This is a genomic window from Longimicrobium sp., assembly GCF_036399255.1.
Classification (GTDB): Bacteria; Gemmatimonadota; Gemmatimonadetes; order Longimicrobiales; family Longimicrobiaceae; genus Longimicrobium.
In genome coordinates, this window is sequence record NZ_DASWNM010000073.1 from 1 (window position 1) to 23,360 (window position 23,360).

General features: G+C 74.8%; 4 protein-coding genes. All 4 read left to right on the top strand.

Annotated elements, in window-relative coordinates; all coding sequences use genetic code 11:
- The first annotated feature begins 22 nt into the window (after nucleotides 1–22).
- Nucleotides 23–7,258: an amino acid adenylation domain-containing protein gene (locus VGC13_RS11980; RefSeq protein ID WP_331125500.1), complete on the top strand. Its 7,236-nt coding sequence runs from the start codon at nucleotides 23–25 to the stop codon at nucleotides 7,256–7,258.
- 539 nt (nucleotides 7,259–7,797) lie between these two features.
- Nucleotides 7,798–12,330: a type I polyketide synthase gene (locus tag VGC13_RS11985; RefSeq protein WP_331125497.1), complete on the top strand. Its 4,533-nt coding sequence runs from the start codon at nucleotides 7,798–7,800 to the stop codon at nucleotides 12,328–12,330.
- A 550-nt stretch (nucleotides 12,331–12,880) separates the two neighbouring features.
- Nucleotides 12,881–16,276, top strand: coding sequence for an amino acid adenylation domain-containing protein (locus VGC13_RS11990; protein WP_331125498.1), 3,396 nt, complete (start codon nucleotides 12,881–12,883; stop codon nucleotides 16,274–16,276).
- Between the two features lie 556 nt (nucleotides 16,277–16,832).
- Complete coding sequence (locus tag VGC13_RS11995; protein WP_331125499.1) at nucleotides 16,833–23,165, top strand: amino acid adenylation domain-containing protein; 6,333 nt, start codon at nucleotides 16,833–16,835, stop codon at nucleotides 23,163–23,165.
- The last annotated feature ends 195 nt before the right edge of the window (nucleotides 23,166–23,360 follow it).

Below are 23,360 nucleotides of genomic sequence, written 5' to 3' on the forward strand. Positions count from 1 at the left end.
CGGGGCGATCGCCAACACCACGCTGTACGTGCTGGACCCGGCCGGGAACCCGGCGCCGCTGGGCGTGCCGGGCGAGCTGTTCATCGGCGGGGCGGGCGTGGCGCGCGGGTACCTGGGGCGGCCGGGGCTGACGGCGGAGCGGTTCGTTCCCGACGCGTTCGGCGCGGCCGGAAGCCGCCTGTACCGCACCGGCGACCGGGTGCGGCGGCGGGAAAGTGCGGAAGTGCGTGAGTGCGTGAGTCCGGGAGCCGACCCGGCAGCCGCGAACTCCCGCACTGACGCACTTACGCACTCACGCACTTCCGTTCTGGAGTTCCTGGGGCGCGTGGACTTCCAGGTAAAGCTGCGCGGCTTCCGCATCGAGCTGGGGGAGATCGAGTCCGCCCTGCGCGCGCATCCGGCCATCGGCGGCGCGGTGGCGGCGGTGCGCGGGGAGGGCGGCGACGCGCGGCTCGTGGCGTATCTCCTCCCGCGCGATCCGCGGGCGACACCCGCGGGCGCGGAGCTGCGCGCGTTCCTGCGCGAGCGGCTGCCGGAGTACATGCTCCCCTCCGCCTTCGTCTCGCTGGACGCGTTCCCCCTGACGCCCAACGGCAAGGTGGACCGCAAGGCGCTTCCCGCGCCGGACGCGCAGGCGGCGGACGAGGGCGGCGAGCCGCCGCGCGGGCCGACCGAGCAGGTGCTGGCGGGGATCTGGGCCGAGCTGCTGGGCACGGGCGCCATTCACCGCGGCGACTCGTTCTTCGAGCGCGGCGGGCACTCGCTGCTGGCCACGCGGCTGATGTCGCGCGTGGCGCGGATGCTGGGAGTCGAGCTGCCGCTGCGCACGCTGTTCTCCGCGCCCACGCTGGCCGCGCTGGCCGCCGAGGTGGAGACGGCGCGCGTCGCCGCGGACGGCACCGGGGGCATTCCCCCCATCCGCCCCCGCGCGGAGGACGAGCCGGCGGCGCTCAGCTTTGCGCAGGAGCGGATGTGGTTCCTGGACCGCTTCGCCGGCGCGGCGGGCGCGTACAACATCCCGCTGGTCCTGGACCTGGCCGGGGCGCTGGACGTGGAGGCGCTGCGCGGTGCGCTGGGCGACCTGACGGCCCGGCACGAGGCGCTGCGCACGCGCATCGCGGACCGCGACGGGCGGCCCCACGCCATGGTCGCCGCGCCGGAGCCGTTCGCGCTCGCCGCCGCCGAGGTGGCGGAAGACGAGCTGGAGGCGCGGGTGGAGGCCGAGGCGGGGCGCGGGTTCGACCTGTCGCGCGACCTGCCCCTGCGGGCCGCCCTCTTCCGGACGGCGGCGGAGGCGCACGTGCTGGTCCTGACGCTGCACCACGCGGCGGTGGACGGCTGGTCCATCGGCATTTTGCTGCGCGAGCTGCCGGCGCTGTACGCGGCGCGGGTGGAGGGGCGCGACGCGGGGCTGCCGCCGCTGGAGGTGCAGTACGCCGACTACGCCGCGTGGCAGCGCGGGTGGCTCGTTGGGGACGCGCTCGAGGCGCAGACGGCGTACTGGCGCCGCGCGCTGCGGGGCGCCGCCCAGCTGGAGATTCCCGCGGACCGCGCGCGCCCCGCCCAGCAGAGCTTCCGCGGCGCGCTGCACACCTTCCGCATTCCGCCGGAGGTGGCGGAGCGGGCCCGCACGCTGGCGGGAACGGAGCACGTCACCCCGTTCATGGCCACGCTGGCCGTCTTTCAGCTGCTGCTGGGCCGCTACGCCGGCGAGGACGACGTGGTGGTGGGCACCCCGGTGGCCGGGCGGCACCGCCCCGAGACGGAGCCGGTGGTGGGCCTGTTCGTCAACACCCTGCCGCTGCGGACGGACCTGGGCGGCGATCCGACGTTCCGGGAGCTGGCGGGGCGCGTCCGCGAGACCACGCTGGCCGCGTACGCCCACCAGGACCTGCCCTTCGAGCGGCTGGTGGACGAGCTGCGGGTGGAGCGCAAGCTGGACCGCACCCCCGTCTTCCAGGCCGTGTTCTCGTTCGACGCGGCGTCCGCCGGCGGCTTCGGGCTGCCGGGGGTGGCGGTGCGCGAACGGAGCGCGCCGCACCGGACCGCCAAGTTCGACCTGGTGCTGAACTTGGAAGCGGCGGACGGCGGCTATACCGCGTACCTGGAGTACGCCACCGACCTCTTCGACGCGGCCACCATGCGCCGCATGGGCGAGCAGTACGTCCACCTGCTGGGCCAGGCCCTGGCCCACCCGGACCGGCGCATCTCCGCGCTCGACGCGGTGACGGACGCCGAGCGCGCCGAGATCGCCGCCTGGAACGCGGCGGCGGCGTACCCGGAGCACCTGCGGCTGCCGCCGGTGCACGTGCAGGCCGCGGCGCAGACGGCGCGGGTGCCGGACGCGGTGGTGCTTTCGTGGGAGGGGGGGCGGATGACGGCCGCCGAGGTGGAGGCGCGCGCCAACCGCCTGGCCAACCACCTGGCCGCCGCCGGCGTGCGGCCGGGATCGCGCGTGGCCATCTGCATGGACCGCGCGCCGGAGATGATGATCTCCATCGTCGCGACGGTAAAGGCGGGGGCGGCGTACGTGCCCATCGACTCCGCGTACCCCGCCGAGCGCATTTCCTGGATGCTGGAGGACAGCGCCGCGTCGGTCCTGCTGACCCAGGCGCGGCTGGTCGCCACCCTGCCGGCCACGGCCGCGCGGATCGTGGCGGTGGACGCGGAGTGGGCGCGCATCGAAGAGGTCTCCGCCCTGCCGCCCGCGGTGGAGGTGCACCCCGAGTCGATCGCCTACGTCATCTACACCTCCGGCAGCACGGGCCGTCCCAAGGGGGTCGAGGTGCCGCACCGGGCGCTGCTGAACCACATGGCGTGGATGCGCCGCGTGTACCCGCTGGGGCGCGACGGGGTGGTGCTGCACAAGACGCCCTTCGGGTTCGACGCGTCGATCTGGGAGTTCTGGTCGCCGCTGCTGGAAAGCGGGCGGGTGATGCTGGCCGCGCCCGGCGGGCACCGCGACCCGGCGTACATGGTCGACGCCATCCGCCGCGAAGGGGTCACCATGGTGCAGTTCGTCCCCTCGATGCTGGCCGTGCTGGTGGCCGAGCCGGAGCTGGAGGCGTGCACCACCCTGCGGCGCGTGGGCGCGGCGGGCGAGGCGCTGGCCACCGAGATCGTGCGGCGGGTGCGGTCGCGGCTGGACGTGCAGGTGATCAACCTGTACGGGCCCACCGAGGCCACCATCCACACCACCACCCACGACTGCGACCCCGACTCGCCGCTGGCGGGCGCGTCCATCGGCCGGGCGGTGGACAACGCGGTGCTCCACCTGCTGGACCGCACCCTTCGGCCCGTGCCCCGCGGCGCGGCGGGAGAGCTGTTCGCGGGGGGCGCCATCGTGTCGCGCGGCTACCTGAACCGCCCGGCGCTCACGGCCGAGCGCTTTGTCCCCGACTCGTTCAGCGGCCGGCCGGGGGCGCGGATGTACCGCACCGGCGACCGCGTGCGGCTGGGGAACGACGACACGCTGCAGTACCTGGGACGCTTCGACTTCCAGGTCAAGCTGCGCGGCAACCGGGTGGAGCTGGGCGAGGTGGAGGCGGCCCTGCTGCGCAGCCCCGCCGTGCGCGAGGCCGCCGCCGTGGTGCGCAGCGACATGCTGTCGGCGTACGTGGTGGCGGCGGAGGGCGCGCACATCGACCCGGCCGCCCTGCGCGACGCCCTGCGCGCGGAGCTGCCGGAGTTCATGGTGCCCACCGCCGTGGTGCGGCTGGACGCCCTGCCGCTGACGCCCAACGGCAAGGTGGACCGCAAGGCGCTGCCGGACGCGGAGCCCGCCGCCGCCACCGGGAGCGGCGAAGCGCCGGAGACGGAGACGGAGCGCGCGCTCGCCGCCGTGTGGGAGGCGCTGCTGGGCAGGCCCGCGGGGCGCGAGGACGGCTTCTTCGCCATGGGCGGGCACTCGCTGCTGGCCATGCAGCTGCTGGCGCGCATCCGCGGCGCCTTTGGCGTGGACGTGCCGATCCGCGCCGTGTTCGAGGCGGCGTCGCTGCGCGAGATGGCGGCGCGCATCGACGCCGTCCGCGCCGCGGGCGGGGACGCGGGAAGCGACATCGTCCCCATTTCCCGCGACGGCGCGCTGCCGCTGAGCTTTGCGCAGGAGCGGATGTGGTTCCTGGACCGCCTGCTTCCCGGGAGCGCCCTGTACACCATCGCGTACCGCGTGCGCCTGCACGGGGCGGTGGACGCCGAGGCGCTGCGGCGCGCGCTGCAGGACCTGGTGCACCGGCACGAGGCGCTGCGCACCGTCTTCCCGGAGCGGGATTCGCGGCCGCTGCAGGTGGTGGCCGCTCCGGAGCCCTTCGACCTTCCCCTCGCCGACCTGTCCATCCTTCCGCTGGACCTGGCGGAGCGCGAGGTGGAGCGGATGTCGGCCGAGGACGCGCGCCGCCCGTTCGACGTGGCCACGGGGCCGCTGTTCCGCGCGTCGCTGGTGCGGCGGGCCGAGGGCGAGTGGACGCTGCTGCTGGCGCTGCACCACGCGGTCGCCGACGGGTGGTCGATGGGGATCGTGTTCCGCGAGCTGGCGCAGCTGTACGCGGCGCACGCGGACGGCCATGTCCCGGCGCTGCCGCCGCTGGCCGTGCAGTACCCGGACTTTGCCGCCTGGCAGCGGCAGTGGCTGACCGGCGAGCGGCTGGAGCGGCAGATCGGCTGGTGGCGCGAGCGGCTGGCGGGTGCGCCCGCGCTGGAGCTGCCGCTGGACCGGCCCCGCCCCGCCACCCCCAGCTTTCGCGGCGGACAGGTGGAGTTCCACGTGGACGCGCAGACCGCGCGGGCGGTGGACGCGCTGGCGCGCGACGAAGGCGCCACCCGCTTCGCCGTGCTGCTGGGCGCCTTTCAGCTTCTCCTTGCGCGCCTCTCGGGGCAGGACGACGTGGTGGTGGGCGCGCCGGTGGCGGGGCGCGGGCGGCCCGAGACCGAGGGGATGGTGGGGCTGTTCGTCAACACGCTGGCCCTGCGCACCGACCTGGCCGGCGACCCCGCCTTCCGCGACGTCGTGCGCCGCGTGCGCGAGGGGATCGTGGGCGCGTTCGCGCACCAGGACGTCCCCTTCGAGCGCCTGGTGGACGAGCTGCGGGTGGAGCGCAGCGTAAGCCGCCACCCCGTCTTCCAGGTCACCTTTTCCGTGGCCCAGCCCACGGAGGTGCTTCCCCCGCTGGGGGCGGTGGAGGCGCGGCTGGATCCGGTCGACACGGGGACGGCCAAGTTCGACCTGACGATGCAGCTGGAGCTCTCGGGCGAGGGGCTGGTGGGCGGCATCGAGTACGCGGCGGACCTGTTCGACCACGAGACGGTGGAGCGGATGGGCCGGCACTTCACGGCCCTGCTGGCGTCGCTGGCGGCCGACCCGGACCGCGCGGTTTCGCGCCTTCCCGGCCTGCTGCGGGGCGACGAGCGGCGGCGCGTGCTGGAGGAGTGGAGCGGCGCGGACCACCCCGTCTCGCCGGGCCCCGTGCACGCGCTGGTCGCGGAGCAGGCGGCGCGCGCGCCGCACCGGCCGGCGCTCTCGTTCGGGGGGCGGACGGTCACGTACGGCGAGCTGGACGAAGCCGCCAGCCGCCTGGCGCACCACCTGGCCGCGCGGGGCGCCGGGGCCGAGTCGGTGGTGGCCGTGGTGACGGAGCGGGCGCCGGAGACGGTGGTCGCCATGCTGGCCGTGCTCAAGGCGGGGGGCGCGTACCTGCCGCTGGAGCCCGCGTATCCACGCGAGCGCCTGCGCTACATGCTGGCCGACTCGGGGGCGCGCCTGGTGGTGTGCGACGGGCCCCTTCCCGCGTCGCTGGCGGGCACCGGCCTTCCCGAGGTGGTGGACCTGCGCGCCGAGGCGGGGGCCATCGCCGCGCGGCCCGCGCGGGCGCCCGCGGCCGGGGTGCACCCCGACCAGCTGGCGTACGTGATCTACACCTCCGGCTCCACCGGCCGTCCCAAGGGGGTGGGGGTCACCCACCGGGGGATTCCCAACCTGGAGTGGCTCAACCGGTCGCGGATGGCGATGGGCGCCCACGACCGGGTGCTGCAGCACGCGTCGCTCTCGTTCGACGTGGCCGCGATGGAGGTGTGGGCGACGCTGGTGGCGGGGGGCACGCTGGTGCTGGCGCCCCGCGAGGCGCTGCTGGCGGGGGAGCCGCTGATGGACACCCTGCGCCGGGAGCGGATCACCGCGCTACTGATGCCGGCCGCCCTGCTGACGGTGCTGGACCCCGCGCAGCTGCCGGCGCTGCGCGTGGTGCAGGCGGGGGGCGAGGCGCTGAGCGCCCCCGCCTCGGCGCGGTGGGCGGCGACGCTGGAGCTGCACAACGCCTACGGCCCCACCGAGTGCACGGTGGTGGCCGTCTCGGGGCGCGTCGAAGCCGACGGGCGCACCCCGCCGATCGGGCGGCCGCTGGACAACCTGCGGGCGTACGTGCTGGACCGCGCGGGCGAGCCGGTGCCGGTGGGGGTGCCGGGCGAGCTGTACCTGGGCGGCGTGGGGCTGGCGCGCGGGTACCTGGGGCGCGCCGCGCTGACGGCGGCCAGCTTCGTTCCCGACCCCTTTGGCGACGGCGGGCGGCTGTACCGCACCGGCGACGGGGTGCGCTGGCTGCCGGACGGGCGGCTGGAGTTCCTGGGGCGGCTGGACCAGCAGGCCAAGGTGCGCGGCTTCCGCATCGAGCCGGGCGAGGTGGCGGCGCGGCTGATGGAGGTGCCCGGGGTGCGCGACGCGGTGGTGCTGGTGCGTCCCGACGCGCGCGGCGAGCGGCGGCTGATGGCGTGGGTGGCCGCGCCGGCCGGCGCGGCCGCGCCCCCGGCGCTGCGCGCGCACCTGCGCGGGGTGCTGCCGGACTACATGGTTCCCCAGGAGATCGTGGTGATGGACGCCCTTCCCAAGACGCCCAACGGCAAGGTGGACCATGCCGCGCTCCCCGATTCCGCCCCCGCGCCCGCGGCGCCGGCCGCGGAGCCGCAGGGCGCGCTGGAGCAGGCCATTGCCCAGGCCTGGCGCGAGGTGCTGGACCGTGACGTGGGGCTCAACGACAGCTTCTTCGAGGTGGGCGGGCACTCGCTGCTGGTGGCGCGGCTGCAGGGCGCGCTGCGCACCCGGCTGGGGCGGGTGGTCTCGGTGATCGACCTGTTCCAGTACCCCACCGTGGCGTCGCTGGCCGCGTACCTCGACGCCTCCGCGCGCCCCGCCGAGCCCGAGGACGCGGAGAAGCCGGCGGAGCGGGGGCGTGGTTCCGCGCGGCGGGAGCTGTTGAAGCGGCGGAGGTAGGGTGAAGGGGTGAAGGGGTGAAGGGGTGAAGGGGTGAAGGGGTGAAGGGGATGGGTGGCTGAGTAGGGCGCGACCCGCGGGGCGCCCCCTCCGCTCGCTTAGGCTCGCACCTCCCCCAAAACTGCTGGGGGAGGTTGGGTGGGGCAGGGATTGGGGTGATTCCGATCGGGTTCGCACTGCGTCCGCCGGTGCCCCCACCCCGTCCCTCCCCGCAAACGGCGCGGGGGAGGGGCCCCCCGCGGACGCAGACAGATGCCTTTCGTCGAGGCACAGTGCCTCGGCCACCCCAACCTCCCCCAGCAGTTTTGGGGGAGGTGGCGAGCCTAGGCGAGCCGGTGGGGGCGCCCTGCGGACGCAGCCGGCACTGTCCGCAACACGATCGAATTCTCCCCTCTCCGTGAGGAACGAACGGGGAGGGGCCGGGGGAGGGGCACCCCCGCGGACGCAGCCCGGACCGTCCGGAGCACCAGAAGAACCAGAAGCACCAGAAGAACCACAACCGCGGCCTCGGCCGCTTTCAATCGAATCGGATCAGGACCATGAGCTTCGAGCCGGACATGGAGAACGAGTACGAGGGGCTGCCGGAGGTGGCGGTCATCGGGATGGCGGGACGCTTTCCCGGGGCCGACGACCTGCGGGCCTTCTGGGGCATCCTGCGCGACGGCGTCGAGGCCATCCGCCGCTTCACCCCCGCCGAGCTGCGCGCCGCCGGCGTCCCCGAGGACGAGATCTCGGACCCCGCGTACGTGCCGGCGTTCGGGTCGCTGAACGACGTGGAGCACTTCGACGCCGCCTTTTTCGGCTACAGCCCGCGCGAGGCCGAGGCGCTGGAGCCCTCGCACCGCATCTTCATGGAGTGCTGCTGGGAGGCGCTGGAGAACGGGGGGATCGACCCGGCGCGCTTCGAAGGCCCCATCGGGGTCTTTGGCGGATCGGGAACGCCGTACTACACGCAGGACAACGTGCGCCCCAACCGCGAGCTGGCCGCCGCCATCGGCGACTTTCAGCTCAACGTGGGAAGCGGCAAGGACTTCCTGGCCACCCGCACCTCGTACAAGCTCAACCTGCGCGGCCCCTCGCTCAGCGTGCAGACGGGGTGCAGCACCTCGCTCGTCGCCCTGCACGTGGCGACCCAGGCGCTGCTGCACGGCGAGTGCGACGTGGCGCTGGCCGGCGGCGCCACCGTGGTGGTGCCCAACCACACCGGCTACTTCTACGCGCACGGCGGCATCAACTCGGCCGACGGCCACTGCCGCGCGTACGACGCCGACTCCGCCGGCACGCTGGCGGGGAGCGGCGTAGGCGTGGTGCTGCTGAAGCGGCTCGAAGACGCGGTGCGCGACGGCGATCCCATCCGCGCCATCATCAAGGGCACCGCGGTCAACAACGACGGCGGGCAGAAGGTGGCTTTCACCGCGCCCAGCGTGCAGGGGCAGGCCGCCGTCATCCGCGAGGCGCTGGAGGCGGCGGACGTCGACCCCTCCACCATCCGCTACGTCGAGGGCCACGGCAGCGGCACCGAGCTGGGCGACCCCATCGAGATCGCGGCGCTCACCCAGGCGTGGCGCGGCTGGACGGACCGCCGCCAGTTCGCCGCCATCGGCTCGGTAAAGACCAACGTGGGGCACCTGGACGCCGCGTCCGGCATCACCGGCTTCGTCAAGGCGGTGCTGGCGCTGGAGAACCGCGCCCTGCCGCCCACGGTGCACTTCCGCGCGCCCAACCCCAACATCGACTTCGCCTCGTCGCCCTTCTACGTCAGCAGCCGGCTGGAGGCGTGGGACGCGGAGGACGACGCGCCGCGACGCGCCGCCGTCAGCTCGTTCGGCATCGGCGGGACCAACGCGCACGTGGTGCTGCAGGAGGCGCCCGCGGCGCGCCCCTCCCGGGCCCGGCGTGGCACGCAGCTGCTGGTCCTTTCCGCCCGCACCCCCACCGCGCTGGACGCGGCCACGGAGCGGCTGGCGGCGCACCTGCGCGAGAATCCCCAGCAGCCGCTGGCCGAGGTCGCGTGGACGCTGCAGGCGGGGCGCCGCGAGTTCGGCTTCCGGCGCACCCTGGTCGTCCGCCCCGGCGAGGACGCGGCGGCGCTGCTGGATGCCCGGCACCCCGAGCGCATCGCCACGGCGGCGGTCGAGGACGGGCACCGCTCCGTCGCCTTCCTGTTTCCCGGCGTGGGCGACCAGTACCCGCAGATGGCGCGCGGGCTGTACGACGGGGAGCCCGCCTTCCGCGCCGAGGTGGACCGCTGCGCCGAGATCCTGCGGCCGCTGATCGGCCTGGACCTGCGCGAAGCGCTCTTTCCCGGCGACGCGCCGGCGGAGGCGCCCCCGTCCGCCGGCATCGACCTCCGGGCCATGCTGGGCCGCGCGGACTCCGCCGATCCCGCCGCGGAGCGGCTGAACCGCACCGAGCTGGCGCAGCCCGCGGTGTTCGTCATCGAGTACGCGCTGGCGAAGCTGTGGATGAGCTGGGGGATCGTCCCCGAAGCCGTCATCGGCCACTCGCTGGGCGAGTACGCCGCCGCCTGCATCGCCGGGATCTTCTCGCTGGAGGACGCGCTCTCCCTGGTCGCCGAGCGGGCGCGGATGATCGGCGCGCTCCCCGGCGGGGCGATGCTGGCCGTGCCGCTTTCCGCGGAGCGGGCGGCGGCGTTCCTCGTCGAGGGGACCGCGATCGCCACGGTGAACGCACCGGAGCTGTGCGTGGTCGCCGGGCCGGCGGACGCGGTGGACGCGGTGCGCCGGCGGCTGGCGGACGCGGGGCACGTGGCGCGCCCGCTGGCCGCCACCCACGCCTTCCACTCGCCGATGATGGACCCGGTCGTGGGCCCCGTCGAGACGCTCGTGCGGCGGATGCGGCTGAACGCGCCGAAGGTGCCGATGGTGAGCAACGTCACCGGCACCTGGATCACGGCCGACGAGGCGACGGACGCGCGCTACTGGGCGCGCCACACCCGCGAGACCGTCCGCTTCGACCGCGGCGTGGGCGAGCTGCTGCGCGCGCCGGGGCGCGTCCTGGTCGAGGTCGGGCCGGGGCAGACGCTGTCCACCTTCGTGCGCCAGCGCGGCGACGCGGGGCAGGTGCCCGTCATCCCCTCCATCCGCTACCCGTACGACCGCACGCCGGACGCCGCGTTCCTGCTGGGCGCGCTGGGGCGGATCTGGCTGGCCGGGATCACGCCGGACTGGGCCGGCTTCCACGCGGGTGAGCGGCTGAACCGGGTGCCGCTTCCCACCTATCCCTGGGAAAAGCAGCGCTACTGGATCGAGGCGCCGAAGCCGGGCGCGGTCGAGGCCGCGAAGCGCGGCGGGCGGCGGGCGAACCCGGCCGAGTGGCTGTACGTCCCCTCGTGGCGCCGCACCGCCGCGCCGCGCCCGGCCTTCGGCGACGGGCGGGTGCTGGTGTTCGCGGACGATTCGCCGCTGGCCGGGGGCGCGGTGGAGGCGCTGCGGGCGCACGGCCGCCAGCCGCTGGTCGTGCGCCCCGGCGGCGCGTTCGCGCGGACGGCGGAGGGGTGGACGATGCGCCCCGCGTCGCGCGAAGACCATCGCAAGCTGGCCGACGCGCTGGCGGACGACGGCGGTGTGCCGATGGCCCTGCACCTGTGGGGGATCGAGGACTCCGCCGAGCGCGGGCAGGTGGACGTGCTGATGCTGGCGGACGGGCTGGGCCGCGCGGCGCCGCTGGAGCTGGTGGCCGCCACCCGCGGCGCGGCCGAGGTCAGCGGCGGCGAGGCGACCGACCCGGCGCGCGCCGCGCTCTTCGGCGCGGCGGCGGCGGTGCGCGTGGAGCTGCAGAACGTGGCCGCGCGGGTGGTGGACGTCGTCGTCCCGGGGACGGACGCGGAGGCGCGGGCGATGGGCGCGCGCCTGGCCGCCGAGGCGCTGGCGGGCGCGGACCGCGCCGTGGCGCTGCGGGGCCGGCACCGCTGGGTGCGCGGCTACGAGTCCGTGCGCCCCGCGCCGGTGGCCGCGCCGGTGCTGCGCGAGGGCGGCGTGTACGTGTTCATCGGGGGGATGCGCGGGCGCAACGAGCTGCTGGCCGAGCACGCCGCCCGCCGCTACGGCGCGCGCATCGTCCTCATCGACCCCACCCTGCCCCGGCCGGACGGCTGGGACCCCATCGTCAAGGCGCGCACCGTGGAGGACCCGCTGCGCCGCCAGATCGACCGCGCCCGCGCGCTGCAGGCCGCCGGGGCCCAGGTCGCCAGCATCCAGGTGGTCCCCGCCGAGCCGGAGCAGGTGCGCGCCGCGCTGCGCGAGGTGGAAGCGGCGTTCGGCGTGGTGCACGGCGTCGTCTTCGCCCCGCTGGCGCACCAGGAGCAGCCGCGCGAGGGGGTGGGCGAGGTGCGCGTGGCCGCGTGGGAGCGGCGGATGGGGCTGCTGCTGGCCGAGCTGCGCGGCGTGCACGCGGGGCTGGCCGGGCGGACGATGGACTTCGTGCTGGTGGAGTCGTCGCTGACGCCGGCGCTGGGCGGGGTGGCGCTGGCGGACGTGGCCGCCGCCCACGCCGTGGTCGACGCCTTTGCCGCCACGACGGCGGAGGACGCCACCCCCTGGACCAGCGCCGCCTGGGACCGCTGGTTCGACGCGGACGAGGCGGCGTCGGGCTACGGGATGGCCGAGGCCGAGGCCGCCGCGGCCTTCGAGCACCTGCTTACGCTGGCCGGCGAGCCGCACGTCCTGCTTTCCACGGGCAGCGTGGAGGCGCGCATGGTGGAGCGCGTGGAGGCGGCCCCGTCGTTGGGGTCGTACGCGCGGCCGCAGCTGGCCACGGAGTTCCACGCGCCCGGCACGGACGTGGAAGAGGTGATCGCGGCCATGTGGGAGGAGCTGCTGGGGATCACCCCCATCGGCGTGCACGACGACTTCTTTGCGCTGGGCGGGCACTCGCTGCTGGCTACGCAGATCGTCTCGCGCTGCCGCGAGCAGCTGGGGCTGGAGCTGCCGCTCAAGGCCATCTTCGAGGCGCCCACCATCGCCCGCTTCGCCACGCTGGTCGAGGACGCCATCGTCGCCGAGATCGAGGGGATGTCGGACGAAGAGGCGCTGGAGATGGCGGGGGTGTAGAGGTGAACGGGTGAAGGGGTGAACGGGTGACCCGCGGGGCGCCCCCTCCGCTCGCTTAGGCTCGCACCTCCCCCAAGTCTGGGGGAGGTTGGGGTGGGGCAGGGAATCGGGCGGTTCGATGGAGATCGCACTGCGTTCGACGGGCCCCCACCCCGTCCCTCCCCCGCAAACAGCGCGGGGGAGGGTGACGCGCCCGACAGGCTTTCCGGAGCGGGACCGAATTCTCCCCTCTCCGTGAGGAACGAACGGGGAGGGGCCGGGGGAGGGGCACCCCGCGGGCGCAGTTCGATGCAAATCGTCGCGCCACGGTCCCATCGGCCACCCCCAACCTCCCCCAGCAGTTTTGGGGAGGTGGCGAGCCTGGGCGAGCCGGTGGGGGCGCCCGCGGACGCAGCCGGAACCGTCCGGAGCGCGCTCGAATTCTCCCCTCTCCGTGAGGAACGAACGGGGAGGGGCCGGGGGAGGGGCACCCCGCCGGCGCAGCAGGATGCAGTTCGCCGTATCGAGAACGTTTGTCTACGAAGTCAACTTTTCAGGACAGCAAAGAACGATGGACGCACCGACCACCACGCGCTCGCGGGACCGTCTTTCCGACGCCCAGCGCCTGCTTCTGGAAAAGCGCATCCGCGGCCAGGCAAAGCCGGCGGTGAACAGGCACGCCATCCGGCGCGTGGGCGGCGGGCCCGTGTTCCCCATGAGCTACGCCCAGGAGCGGCTGTGGTTCCTGGACCAGATGGAGCCGGGAAACCCGTTCTACAACATCCCCATGGGGTGCCTGATCTCGGCGCGCGTGGACGTGGCGGTCCTGGAGCGCGCGTTCACCGAGATCATCACCCGCCACGAGTCGCTGCGCACCGTCTTTCGCCTGGTGGACGGCGAGCCCCGGCAGATCGTGCAGCCGCCGTACCCCGTCCGCGTGGACGTGTCGGACATGCGCGGACCCGGCGGCGAGCCCGCCACCGACGCGGCCGTGCGCGCCCGCATCGCCCAGCTGGGGGCGCGGCCGTTCGACCTGGCCAACGGGCCCACGGTGCGCGTGGACCTGATCCGCGTGAGCGAGGCCGACTGCGCGCTGCTGGTGAACGTGCACCACATCGCCACCGACGGGTGGAGCATGCCCATCGTGACGCGCGAGATGGAGCAGCTGTACGAGGCGTTCGCGCACGGCCGTCCGTATCCCCTGCAGCCGCTGGAGATCCAGTACCCGGACTACAGCCAGTGGCAGCGCGAGTACCTGACGGGCGACACGCTGCGCCAGCAGGTGGACTACTGGCGCGGGCACCTGGAGGGCGCGCCCGTGCTGGAGCTGCCCACCGACCGCCCGCGCCCGCCGGTGCTCACCTACCGCGGCAGCATGTACCGCTTCGTGTGGCCCACGGCGCTCACCCGCCGCGTGCACGCGTACTCGGTGCAGGCCGGGGCCTCCATGAACATGGTGATCATGGCGAGCTTCTACCTGATGCTGCACCGCTACAGCGGCCAGGACGACCTGGTGGTGGGCACGCTGCTGGGCAACCGCAACCGCGCCGAGACGGAGTGGCTGGTGGGGTTCCTGGTGAACTCGGCCCCCGTCCGCGCCCGGGTGCGCGGCGACATGACCTTCGCCGAGCTGGTGGCCCAGGTGCGCACGGCGGTGCTCGACGCCGACGCGCACCAGGACCTGCCCTTCGACAAGATCGTCGACGAGATGACGACGGAGCGCGACCCGTCGCGCAGCCCGCTGTTCCAGGTGATGTACTTCCATCACACCTTCGTCAACAACGACATCCACCACCTCAAGGACTCGGAGTTCCAGTCCGAGCTCAACCTGCGCTCGCTGTTCCAGGAGACGGGGGTGACGCTGGTGGAGACCAACACCACCAAGTTCGACCTGTCGCTGGCCACCCTGGAGTACGAGGGCGCGCTGGTGAACGCGTGCGAGTACAGCACCGACATGTGGGACGAGGCCACCGTCGCGCGGATGATGGAGCACTGCCGCGTGCTGCTGGAGCGCGCCGTGGCCTCGCCCGACGTGCCGCTTGCGTCCCTGCCGATGATGACGGACGAGGAGCGCGGCCGGCTGCTGGCGTGGGGCGTGGACGAGCACAACGCCGGGGTCGACGGCACGCTGGTGGAGCACTTCGAGGCGCACGCCGCCCGCGCCCCGCACGCGCCCGCGCTGGAGTACCACGACGCCGCGTGGACCTACGCCGAGCTGGACGCGCGCGCCAACCGCTTCGCCCGCCGGCTGCTGGCGATGGGCGTGCGCCCCGGCGAGCCCGTGGGGCTGGCGGCCGGCCCCTCGGCCGCGATGGTGGCGGCGCTGGTGGGGATCCTGAAGGCGGGCGCGGCCGTGGCGCCGCTTGACCCGGAGTACCCGGCCGACCGGCTGGTGGGGATGATGGAGGACGCCCGCATCCGCCTGCTGGTGACCGAGGGCGGCGAGCCGGCCGGCGCGCTGCGCGAGGGCGTGGCCGCGCTGGACCTGGTGCACGACGCGGACGCCATCGCCGCGGAGGACGGGGGGCCGCTTCCCCTGCGCGCCCGGCCCGAGTCCATCGCCTACCTGGCCTTTACCTCGGGCTCCACCGGCCAGCCCAAGGCGTCGATGACGCAGCACCGGGCGCTGGTGCGCACGGTGGTGGGCGCGAAGTGGGTGCGCGTGGCCCCGGGCGACCGGGTGGCGCAGGCGTCGGGGCTCTCGTTCGACGGCGCCGTGGTGGAGCTGTGGCTGGGGCTGGGGAACGGCGCCACCGTCGTGGGGCTGGAGCACGACGTCCTGCTGGACTCGGCCGCCTACGCGCGGGCCCTGCGCGAGCGGGAGATCACCATGGTCTTCCTGACCACGTCGCTGTTCAACCGCCACGCGCGCGAGGTGCCCGGCGCCTTCGCGGGGCTGCGCAACCTGGCGTTCGGCGGCGAAGCGGCGGACCCCGATGCGGTGCGCGCCTGCCTGGAGGGGGGCGCCCCGGGCCGCCTGCTGAACATGTACGGCCCCGCCGAGAACGTGATCCTGGCCACCGCCGCCGAGCTGCGCGCCCTGGCGCCCGGCGCGCACACCGTCTCCATCGGCGTGCCGGTGGACGACACCCGCTGCTACGTGCTGGACTCCGGTGGCCGGCTGGTGGGGACCGGCGTGCCGGGCGAGATGTTCATCGGCGGCGGGCGCGTGTCGGCGGGGTACGTGGCCCGGCCGCGGCTGACGGCGGAGCGCTTCGTCCCCGATCCCTTTTCGCCCCACGCAGGTGCGCGGATGTACCGCACCGGCGACCGGGTGCGGTGGACGGAGGCGGGGGAGCTGGAGTTCATGGACCGGCTGGACACGCAGATCAAGGTGCGCGGCTTCCGCATCGAGCCGGGTGAGGTAGAGGCGGCGCTGCGCGCGCACCCCGCCGTGCGCGAGTGCGTGGTGACCGTGCGCGAGGAGGTGGCGGGCGACCGGCGGCTGGTGGCGTACCTGGTGGCGCGCGACGGCGCGGCGCCGGACGCGGCGGAGCTGCGCGGGTTCCTGAAGCAGCGGCTGCCCGAGTACATGGTGCCCTCGGCCTTTGCCGCCCTGGACGAGATTCCGCTGACGCCGAACGGCAAGGTGGACTTCCGCGCCCTTCCCGCGCCCGAAGCCGCCGCCGAGGCGGACAGCTACGAGGCGCCGCGCACCGCCGTGGAGCAGACGCTGGCGGAGCTGTGGAGCACGCTGCTGCGGGTGGAGCGCGTGGGGATCCACGACAACTTCTTTGCGCTGGGCGGCGACTCGATCCTTTCGATCCAGATCATCGCCCGCGCGGCGGAGCGGGGGGTCCGCATCCTTCCCCGGCAGATGTTCACGCACCAGACCATCGCCGAGCTGGCCGAGGTCGCCACCTCCACCGACGCGGCCGACGCGCAGCCGGCGGCGGTGGACGATTCGCCCTTCGCGCTCGCCGGCCTGGACGACGGCGACCTGGACGACCTGCTGTCGAAGATGTAGGGGGGCGGGCATCGCGCTGCGTCGGACGGGGCGCCCCCTCCGCTCGCTTAGGCTCGCACCTCCCCCAAGTCTGGGGGAGGTTGGGGTGGGGCAGGGATTCGGGCGGTTCGAAGGGGGAATGCACTGCGCCCGCTGGGGTGCCCCTCCCCCGGCGCAGTTTGATGCTCGTGGTCGGGGCAATGGCGAATGAATTCGCTGCAACGACCACACGAAGGCCGCCTTCGCGGACTGGCGGCTGTGGGGCAGGGCAAGTGCCTGCCACGTTGTGGGGTTTGAGCGCCGCCGGACGCGCTCGAAAGTCCGTCGCAGCGGGATCGAATTCTCCCCTCTCCGTGAGGAACGAACGGGGAGGGGCCGGGGGAGGGGCACCCCGCGGGCGCAGTTCGACGCAAGTCGCCGAGCCACGTCCCCAGCGGCCCCCCCCAACCTCCCCCAGCAGTTTTGGGGGAGGTGGCGAGCCTAAGCGAGCCGGAGGGGGCGCCCGCCGCTCGCGCTTGAAGTCAGTCGTAGCCGGATCGTTCACGCACTTTCGCACTTTCGCACTCTGGCCGTCCACGTGAGCCGCAAGAACGTCGAGGACCTCTACCCGCTCTCCCCCCTCCAGCAGGGGATGCTCTTCCACGCGCTGTACTCTCCGGAGAGCGGCGCGTACTCGGAGCAGATGCCGCTGCTGGTGGAAGGCGGACTGGACGTGGACGCCCACGCCCGCGCCGTGCAGCGCACCGTGGACCGCCACCCCGCCCTGCGCACCGGGCTGCTGTGGCAGAAGGTGCCGCAGCCGCTGCAGGTGGTCTTCCGCGAGGCGCAGGTGCCCGTGCAGCGGCTGGACTGGACCGGCCGGCCGGACGAGGCGTGGCGCGCGGACCTGGCCGAGTTCCTCGCCGAAGACCGGCGGCGCGGCTTCGATCTCACGAAGGCCCCACTGCTGCGGTGCACCTACATCCGGCTGGACGGCGACCGGTGGCTGTTCGTCTTCACCTTTCACCACGTCATCCTGGACGGCTGGTCCACGCCGCTGCTGTGGGCCGACGTGGACGCCTTCTACCGCGCCGAGCTCGAAGGCCGCACGCTGGACCTGCCCCCCGCGCCCCGCTACCGCGACTACGTGGCGTGGCTGCAGAAGCAGGATCCCGCCGCCGCCGAGGCGTTCTGGCGCGCCGCGCTGGACGGCTTCGCCACGCCCACGCCGCTGCCGCTGGACCGCGGCGGCGCCGTGGTGGCCGAGGAGCACGCTAGCGCCCGCCGGCGCCTTTCCTCCGCGCAGCAGCGGCGGCTGGGCGAGTTCGCCCGCGAGGTGGCCGTCACCCCCAGCACGGTGATGCAGGGCGCGTGGGCGCTCACCCTGGCGCGCTGGTCGGGCGAACGCGACGTGCTGTTCGGGATGGTGGTGGCGGGGCGCCCGGCCGAGCTGCCGCGGGTGGAGCAGATCATCGGGCTGTTCATCAACACCGTTCCCGTCCGCGTGCGGGTGCCGGAGGCCGGCTCCGTGGGCGAGTGGCTGCGCGGCCTGCAGCAGGCCCAGGGCGAAATCCGCCAGCACGAGCACGTGAGCCTGGTGGACGTGCAGGGGTGGAGCGCCGTTCCCCGCGACCGGCCGCTCTTCGAGAGCGCCTACGTCTTCGAGAACGCCCCCATCGACGCGGGCGACGAGGACGATCCCGTGCACCAGGTGACGGCCGACGTGGGCGAGCGCGTGAACTACGCGCTGACGCTCGTCGTGGTGCCGAACGCCGAGATCGAGCTGCGGCTGAACTACGACCCGCGGCGGTTCGGGGCCGAGGACGCCGGGCGCATCCTGGACACGCTGCTCGCCGCGCTGGACGCCCTGACCGCGTCCGCATCCCTCCCGCTGGCCCGGGCGGAGGTGCTGACGGAGGGGGAGCGGCAGACGGTGCAGGCGTGGGCCCGCGGCCCGGCGGTGGATGCGTCCGCCACCGTGCACCGGCTGTTCGAGGCGCAGGCCGCGCGCACGCCGGATGCGCCCGCGCTGGAGATGGAGGGGCGCACCGTCACCTACGCCGAGCTGGACGCGCGCGCCAGCCGCCTGGCCCGGCGCCTCCGCGCCCGCGGCGTCCGGCGCGACTCCGTGGTGGCGGTGTCGCTGGAGCGCTCGCTGGAGCTTCCCCTGGCCGTGCTGGCGGCGATGAAGGCCGGCGGCGCATTCCTGGGGCTGGATCCGCGCGACCCGGCCCAGCGGCGGCGGCGCGTGCTGGCCGACTCCGGCGCCGCCGTCCTGCTGACGTCGGGGGACCTGGCGGCGGGGATGGAGGACCTGGTCCCCGTCGTGGACGTCGCCGCGGAGGAAGCGGCGGCGGCGTCCGAACCGTCCGGTCCGCTGGACGTGGAGGTGGATGCGGACGGGGCGGCGTACGTGCTGTACACCTCCGGCTCCACCGGCATCCCCAAGGGCGTGGTGGTCCCGCACCGGGGGATCCCGACGGCGGTAGGGGCGGGGGCGCCGCGGGTGGCGGCGGGCGCGCGGGTGCTGCAGGCCATCCCCTTTACCTTCGACCTGTTCGTGATGGAGCTGGGCACGGCGCTGCTGCACGGCGGCTGCCTGGTGCTGGCCCGCCGCGAGCGCATCGCCCCCGGGCCCGACATGGCGGCGCTGCTGCGCGAGGAGCGCATCAGCGTCCTCGTCGCCGTGCCGACCATGCTGGCGGCCACGCCGGAGGGCGGCCTGCCGGAGCTGCGCACCGTCTTCGTGGGCGGCGAGGCGCTGCCGGAGCCGGTGGCGCGCCGCTGGGGCGCGGTGTCGGCGCTGGTGAACGTCTACGGGCCCACCGAGATCACCATCTTCTGCACCCACGCGGGGCCGCTGCATGGCGGCGAGCCGTCGCCGATCGGGGTGCCGGCGCCGGGGGTGGGGGCGTGGGTGGTGGATGCGGGGCTGCGGCTGGTCGCGCCCGGCGCCACGGGCGAGCTGTTCATCGGCGGCGTGGGCGTGTCGCGCGGATACCTGGCGCGGCCGGCGCTCACGGCCGAGCGCTTCGTCCCCGACCCCTTCGGCGGCCAGCCCGGCGCGCGGATGTACCGCACCGGCGACCGCGTCCGCTGGCGGCCCGACGGGCAGCTGGACTTCCTGGGGCGCGCCGACTTCCAGGTAAAGGTGCGCGGCTTCCGCATCGAGCCGGGCGAGGTGGAGGCGGCCCTGGCCTCGCTCCCCGAAGTCGCCGCGGCGGCCGTGGTGGCGCGCGAGGACACGCCGGGCGACGCGCGGCTGGTGGGCTACGTCACCCCGGCGGGGGATGCGCAGCCCGCGGCGGCGGAGCTGCGGCGGGCGCTCTCGTCCATGCTCCCCGCGCACATGGTCCCCTCCGAGTTCGTGGTGCTGGACCGGCTGCCGCTGAACGCCAACGGCAAGGTGGACCGCCGCGCCCTTCCCGCCCCCGGGCCGGCCGCCGCGCCGGCTGGAAAGGTGCCGCCGCGCACCCCGGCGGAGGCGCTGGTGGCGGACATCTTCGAGCAGGTGCTGGGGACGCGCCCCGGCGTGCACGACAACTTCTTCGACCTGGGCGGGCACTCGCTGCGCGCCACGCAGGTGGTCTCCCGCGTCCGCGAGGCGCTGGGGGCCGACCTGCCGCTGCGGGCGCTGTTCGAGGAGCCCACCATCGCCGGGGTGGCGGCGCGGGCCGTGGCCGCGCGCGCGGGCGGCGCCGTCCCCGCGCCGCCGCTGGTGCCGCAGCCGCGCGAGGGCGACCTGCCGCTTTCCTTTGCCCAGCAGCGCTTCTGGTTCGTGGAGCGGATGGGCGCGGCGGGCAACGTCTACAACATGCCCATGTCGCTGCGGCTGCGGGGGCCGCTGGACGCCGGCGCCCTGCGCCGCGCGCTGGACGGCGTGGTGGCGCGGCACGAGGCGCTGCGCACCGTCTTTCCCATGGTGGACGGCCAGCCGGTGCAGCGCATCCTCCCCGAGCTCCGTCTGCCCCTGCCGGTCCTCGATCTCTCCGCGCTTCCGGACGCCGAGCGCGAGGAGGAGATGCGGTGGTACTCGCGGGAGGAGATGGAGGCCACCTTCGACCTGGAGCACGGCCCCGTGATCCGCGCGCGCCTGCTGCGCGTGGCAAGCGACGACCACCTGCTCCTGCTGTCGCTGCACCACATCGCGGGCGACGCCTGGTCGATGGACGTGCTGTTCGACGAGCTGGAGGTGCTGTACGCCGCCGCCCGCGACGGCAGGGAGGCCGCGCTGCCGCCGCTCGCCGTGCAGTACGCCGACTACGCCATCTGGCAGCGCCGGCGGATGCGGGGCGAGGCGCTGGAGGCCGAGCTGGCGTACTGGCGCGCGCGGCTGGACGGCGCCGCCACGCTGGACCTGCCCATGGACCGGCCGCGCCCCCCGGTGCAGAGCTTTCGCGGCGCCGAGGTGGACGTGGACCTGGGCGCGGAGCTTTCCGCCGCCCTGGGCGAGCTGGCCCGGCGCAACGGCGCCACGCCCTTCATGGTGCTGCTGGCCGGCTTTCAGCTCCTGCTGCAGCGCTGGTCGGGGACGGACGACGTCATCGTGGGCAGCCCCATCGCCGGGCGCACGCCGCGCGAGACGGAGGGGCTCATCGGCGTCTTCCTGAACACGCTGGCGCTGCGGACGGACCTCTCCGGCGACCCCACCTTTGCGCAGCTGCTGGGGCGGGTGCGCGAGACGGCGCTGGACGCGTTCGCGCACCAGGACGTCCCCTTCGAGCGGCTGGTGGAAGAGCTGCGGATCGAGCGCAGCGTGGCGCGCCACCCGCTGTTCCAGGTGATGTTCTCGATGATCCCCGGCGCCCCGGACAGCGAGGCCGCCTTCGCGGACCTGCGCATCCAGGCCACGGACTTCGAGGACACCCCCGCCAAGGTGGACCTGACGCTGACCGGGGCCGAGACGGACGGACGCCTGCGCTGCGCCATCTCGTACGCGGCGGACCTGTGGGACGCGTCCACCATGCGGCGCCTGGCCGAGCACCTGCGCGCCCTGCTGGCCTCCGCCGCCGCCGATCCCCAGGCGCCCGTCTCCACGCTGGCGATGATCGGGGACGACGAGCGGCGGCGGGTGATCCAGGAGTGGAACCGCACGGAGGCGGAGGAGGACGCCACGCCCGCCCAGGTGCTGCTGGCGCGGTGGGTGGCGCGGATCCCGGACACGCCGGCCGTGCTGGGCGAGGAGGAGAGCCTGACCTACGGCCAGCTGGACGCGCGGGCCACCCAGCTTGCGCACCGGCTGCGGCGGATGGGCGTGGGGCCGGACCGGCGGGTGGCGGTGATGCTGGAGCGCTCCGCCGCCATGGCCGTGGCGGCGGTGGCGGTGCTCAAGGCCGGCGGCGCCTACCTGCCGCTGGACCCCACCGGCCCGGCCGAGCGCGCCGCGTACATGCTGGGGACGGCCGACGCCGTGGCCGTGCTCACCCGCGCGGGGCTGCGCGACCGGCTTCCCGCCACGGACGCCGCCGTGATCGCGCTGGACGAGGAGGCCGCCGCGCTGGCGGCGGAATCGCTCGCGCCCGTGGAGGTGAAGGTCGACCCCGACAACCTTGCGTACATCATCTTTACCTCCGGCAGCACCGGGCGCCCCAAGGGCGTGGCCGTGCCGCACCGCGGGCTGTCGAGCCTGGCGGCGTGGTACCGCGGCGCGTGCGGCATGGGCCCGGGGGAGCACAGCACCATGCTGGTGGCGCCCACCTTCGACGTGAGCGTGCTGGACGTGTGGGGGCCGCTCACCGCCGGCTCCACCGTGCACGTGGTTCCCGACGCGCTGCGGCTGGACCCCCCCGGGCTGCTGCGCTGGGTGGACGCGCGCGGCATCACCATCTGGGACACCCCCACGCCCATTGCCCACGCGGCGCTGGACGAGATGGCGCGCGGCGCCCCCCGGCCCCGTGCGCTGCGGATGATCCTGACCGGCGGCGAGGCGCTGGGCCGCCGCCCGCCCCCGGGGCTGACGCTGCTGAACCTGTACGGCCCCGCCGAAAACTCCTGCGTCAGCACCGCCGCCGACGTGGCGCCGGCCGGCGTGTCGCTGCCGCCGATCGGCCGGCCGCTCCCCAACCAGCAGGCGTACGTGCTGGACGGGCGGATGCAGCCCGTGCCGGTGGGCGTGCCCGGCGAGCTGTACGTGGCCGGCGTGGGGCTGGCCCGCGGCTACCTGGCGAAGCCCGCGATGACGGCGGAGCGGTTCATCCCGAACCCGTTCGGCGCGCCGGGGTCGCGGATGTACGTCACGGGCGACCGGGTGCGCTGGCTGCCCAACGGCGAGCTGGAGTTCCAGGGCCGCACCGACCACCAGGTCAAGCTGCGCGGCTACCGCATCGAGATCGGCGAGATCGAGGTGGCGCTGCTGACGCACCCCGCCGTGGCGCAGGCCGCCGTCGTCCTGCGCAGCGAGCACGGCGGCCGGCTGGTGGCGTACGTGTCGCCCGCCGAGGGCGGCGACGCGCCGGATGCCGCCGGGATGCGGGCGCACCTGCGCGCGCGGCTTCCGGACTACATGGTCCCTTCCGCCTTCGTGGTCATGGACAAGCTGCCGCAGACCCCCAACGGCAAGGTGGACCGCAAGGCGCTCCCCGCGCCCGCCGCCGAGCCCCGCGCCGCCGCCCGCCCGCAAAGCGGGGTGGAGCGCCGTATCGCGCAGGTGTGGACGGAGGTGCTGGGGATCGAAACGGTGGGGCTGGACGACAACTTCTTCGAGATCGGCGGGCACTCCATGCTGGTGGCGCGGATGCAGGAGCGGCTGGCCGTGGCGCTGGGGCGCGAGGTGAGCATCGTGGAGCTGTTCCAGTTCCCCACCGTCGCCGCGCTGGCCGCGCACCTGGAGCCCGCCCGCGACGGCGAGCCCGCCGCTCCGCCGGTGCCGGCGGAGGCCGCCGAGCGCGGCTCCAGCCGCCGCGACATGATGCGGAGGCAGCGGGCGAGGTAGGGAGTGCGGGAGTGCGAAAGTGCGGGAGTGCGGGAGTGATGAGGCGGCGGAGTAAGGGAGGGGTTGGCGCGACCCGCGGGGCGCCCCCTCCGCTCGCTTAGGCTCGCACCTCCCCCAAGTCTGGGGGAGGTTGGGGTGGGGCAGGGATTGGGGCGGTTTGAAGGGGATTGCACTGCGTCCGCCGGAGCCCCCCAC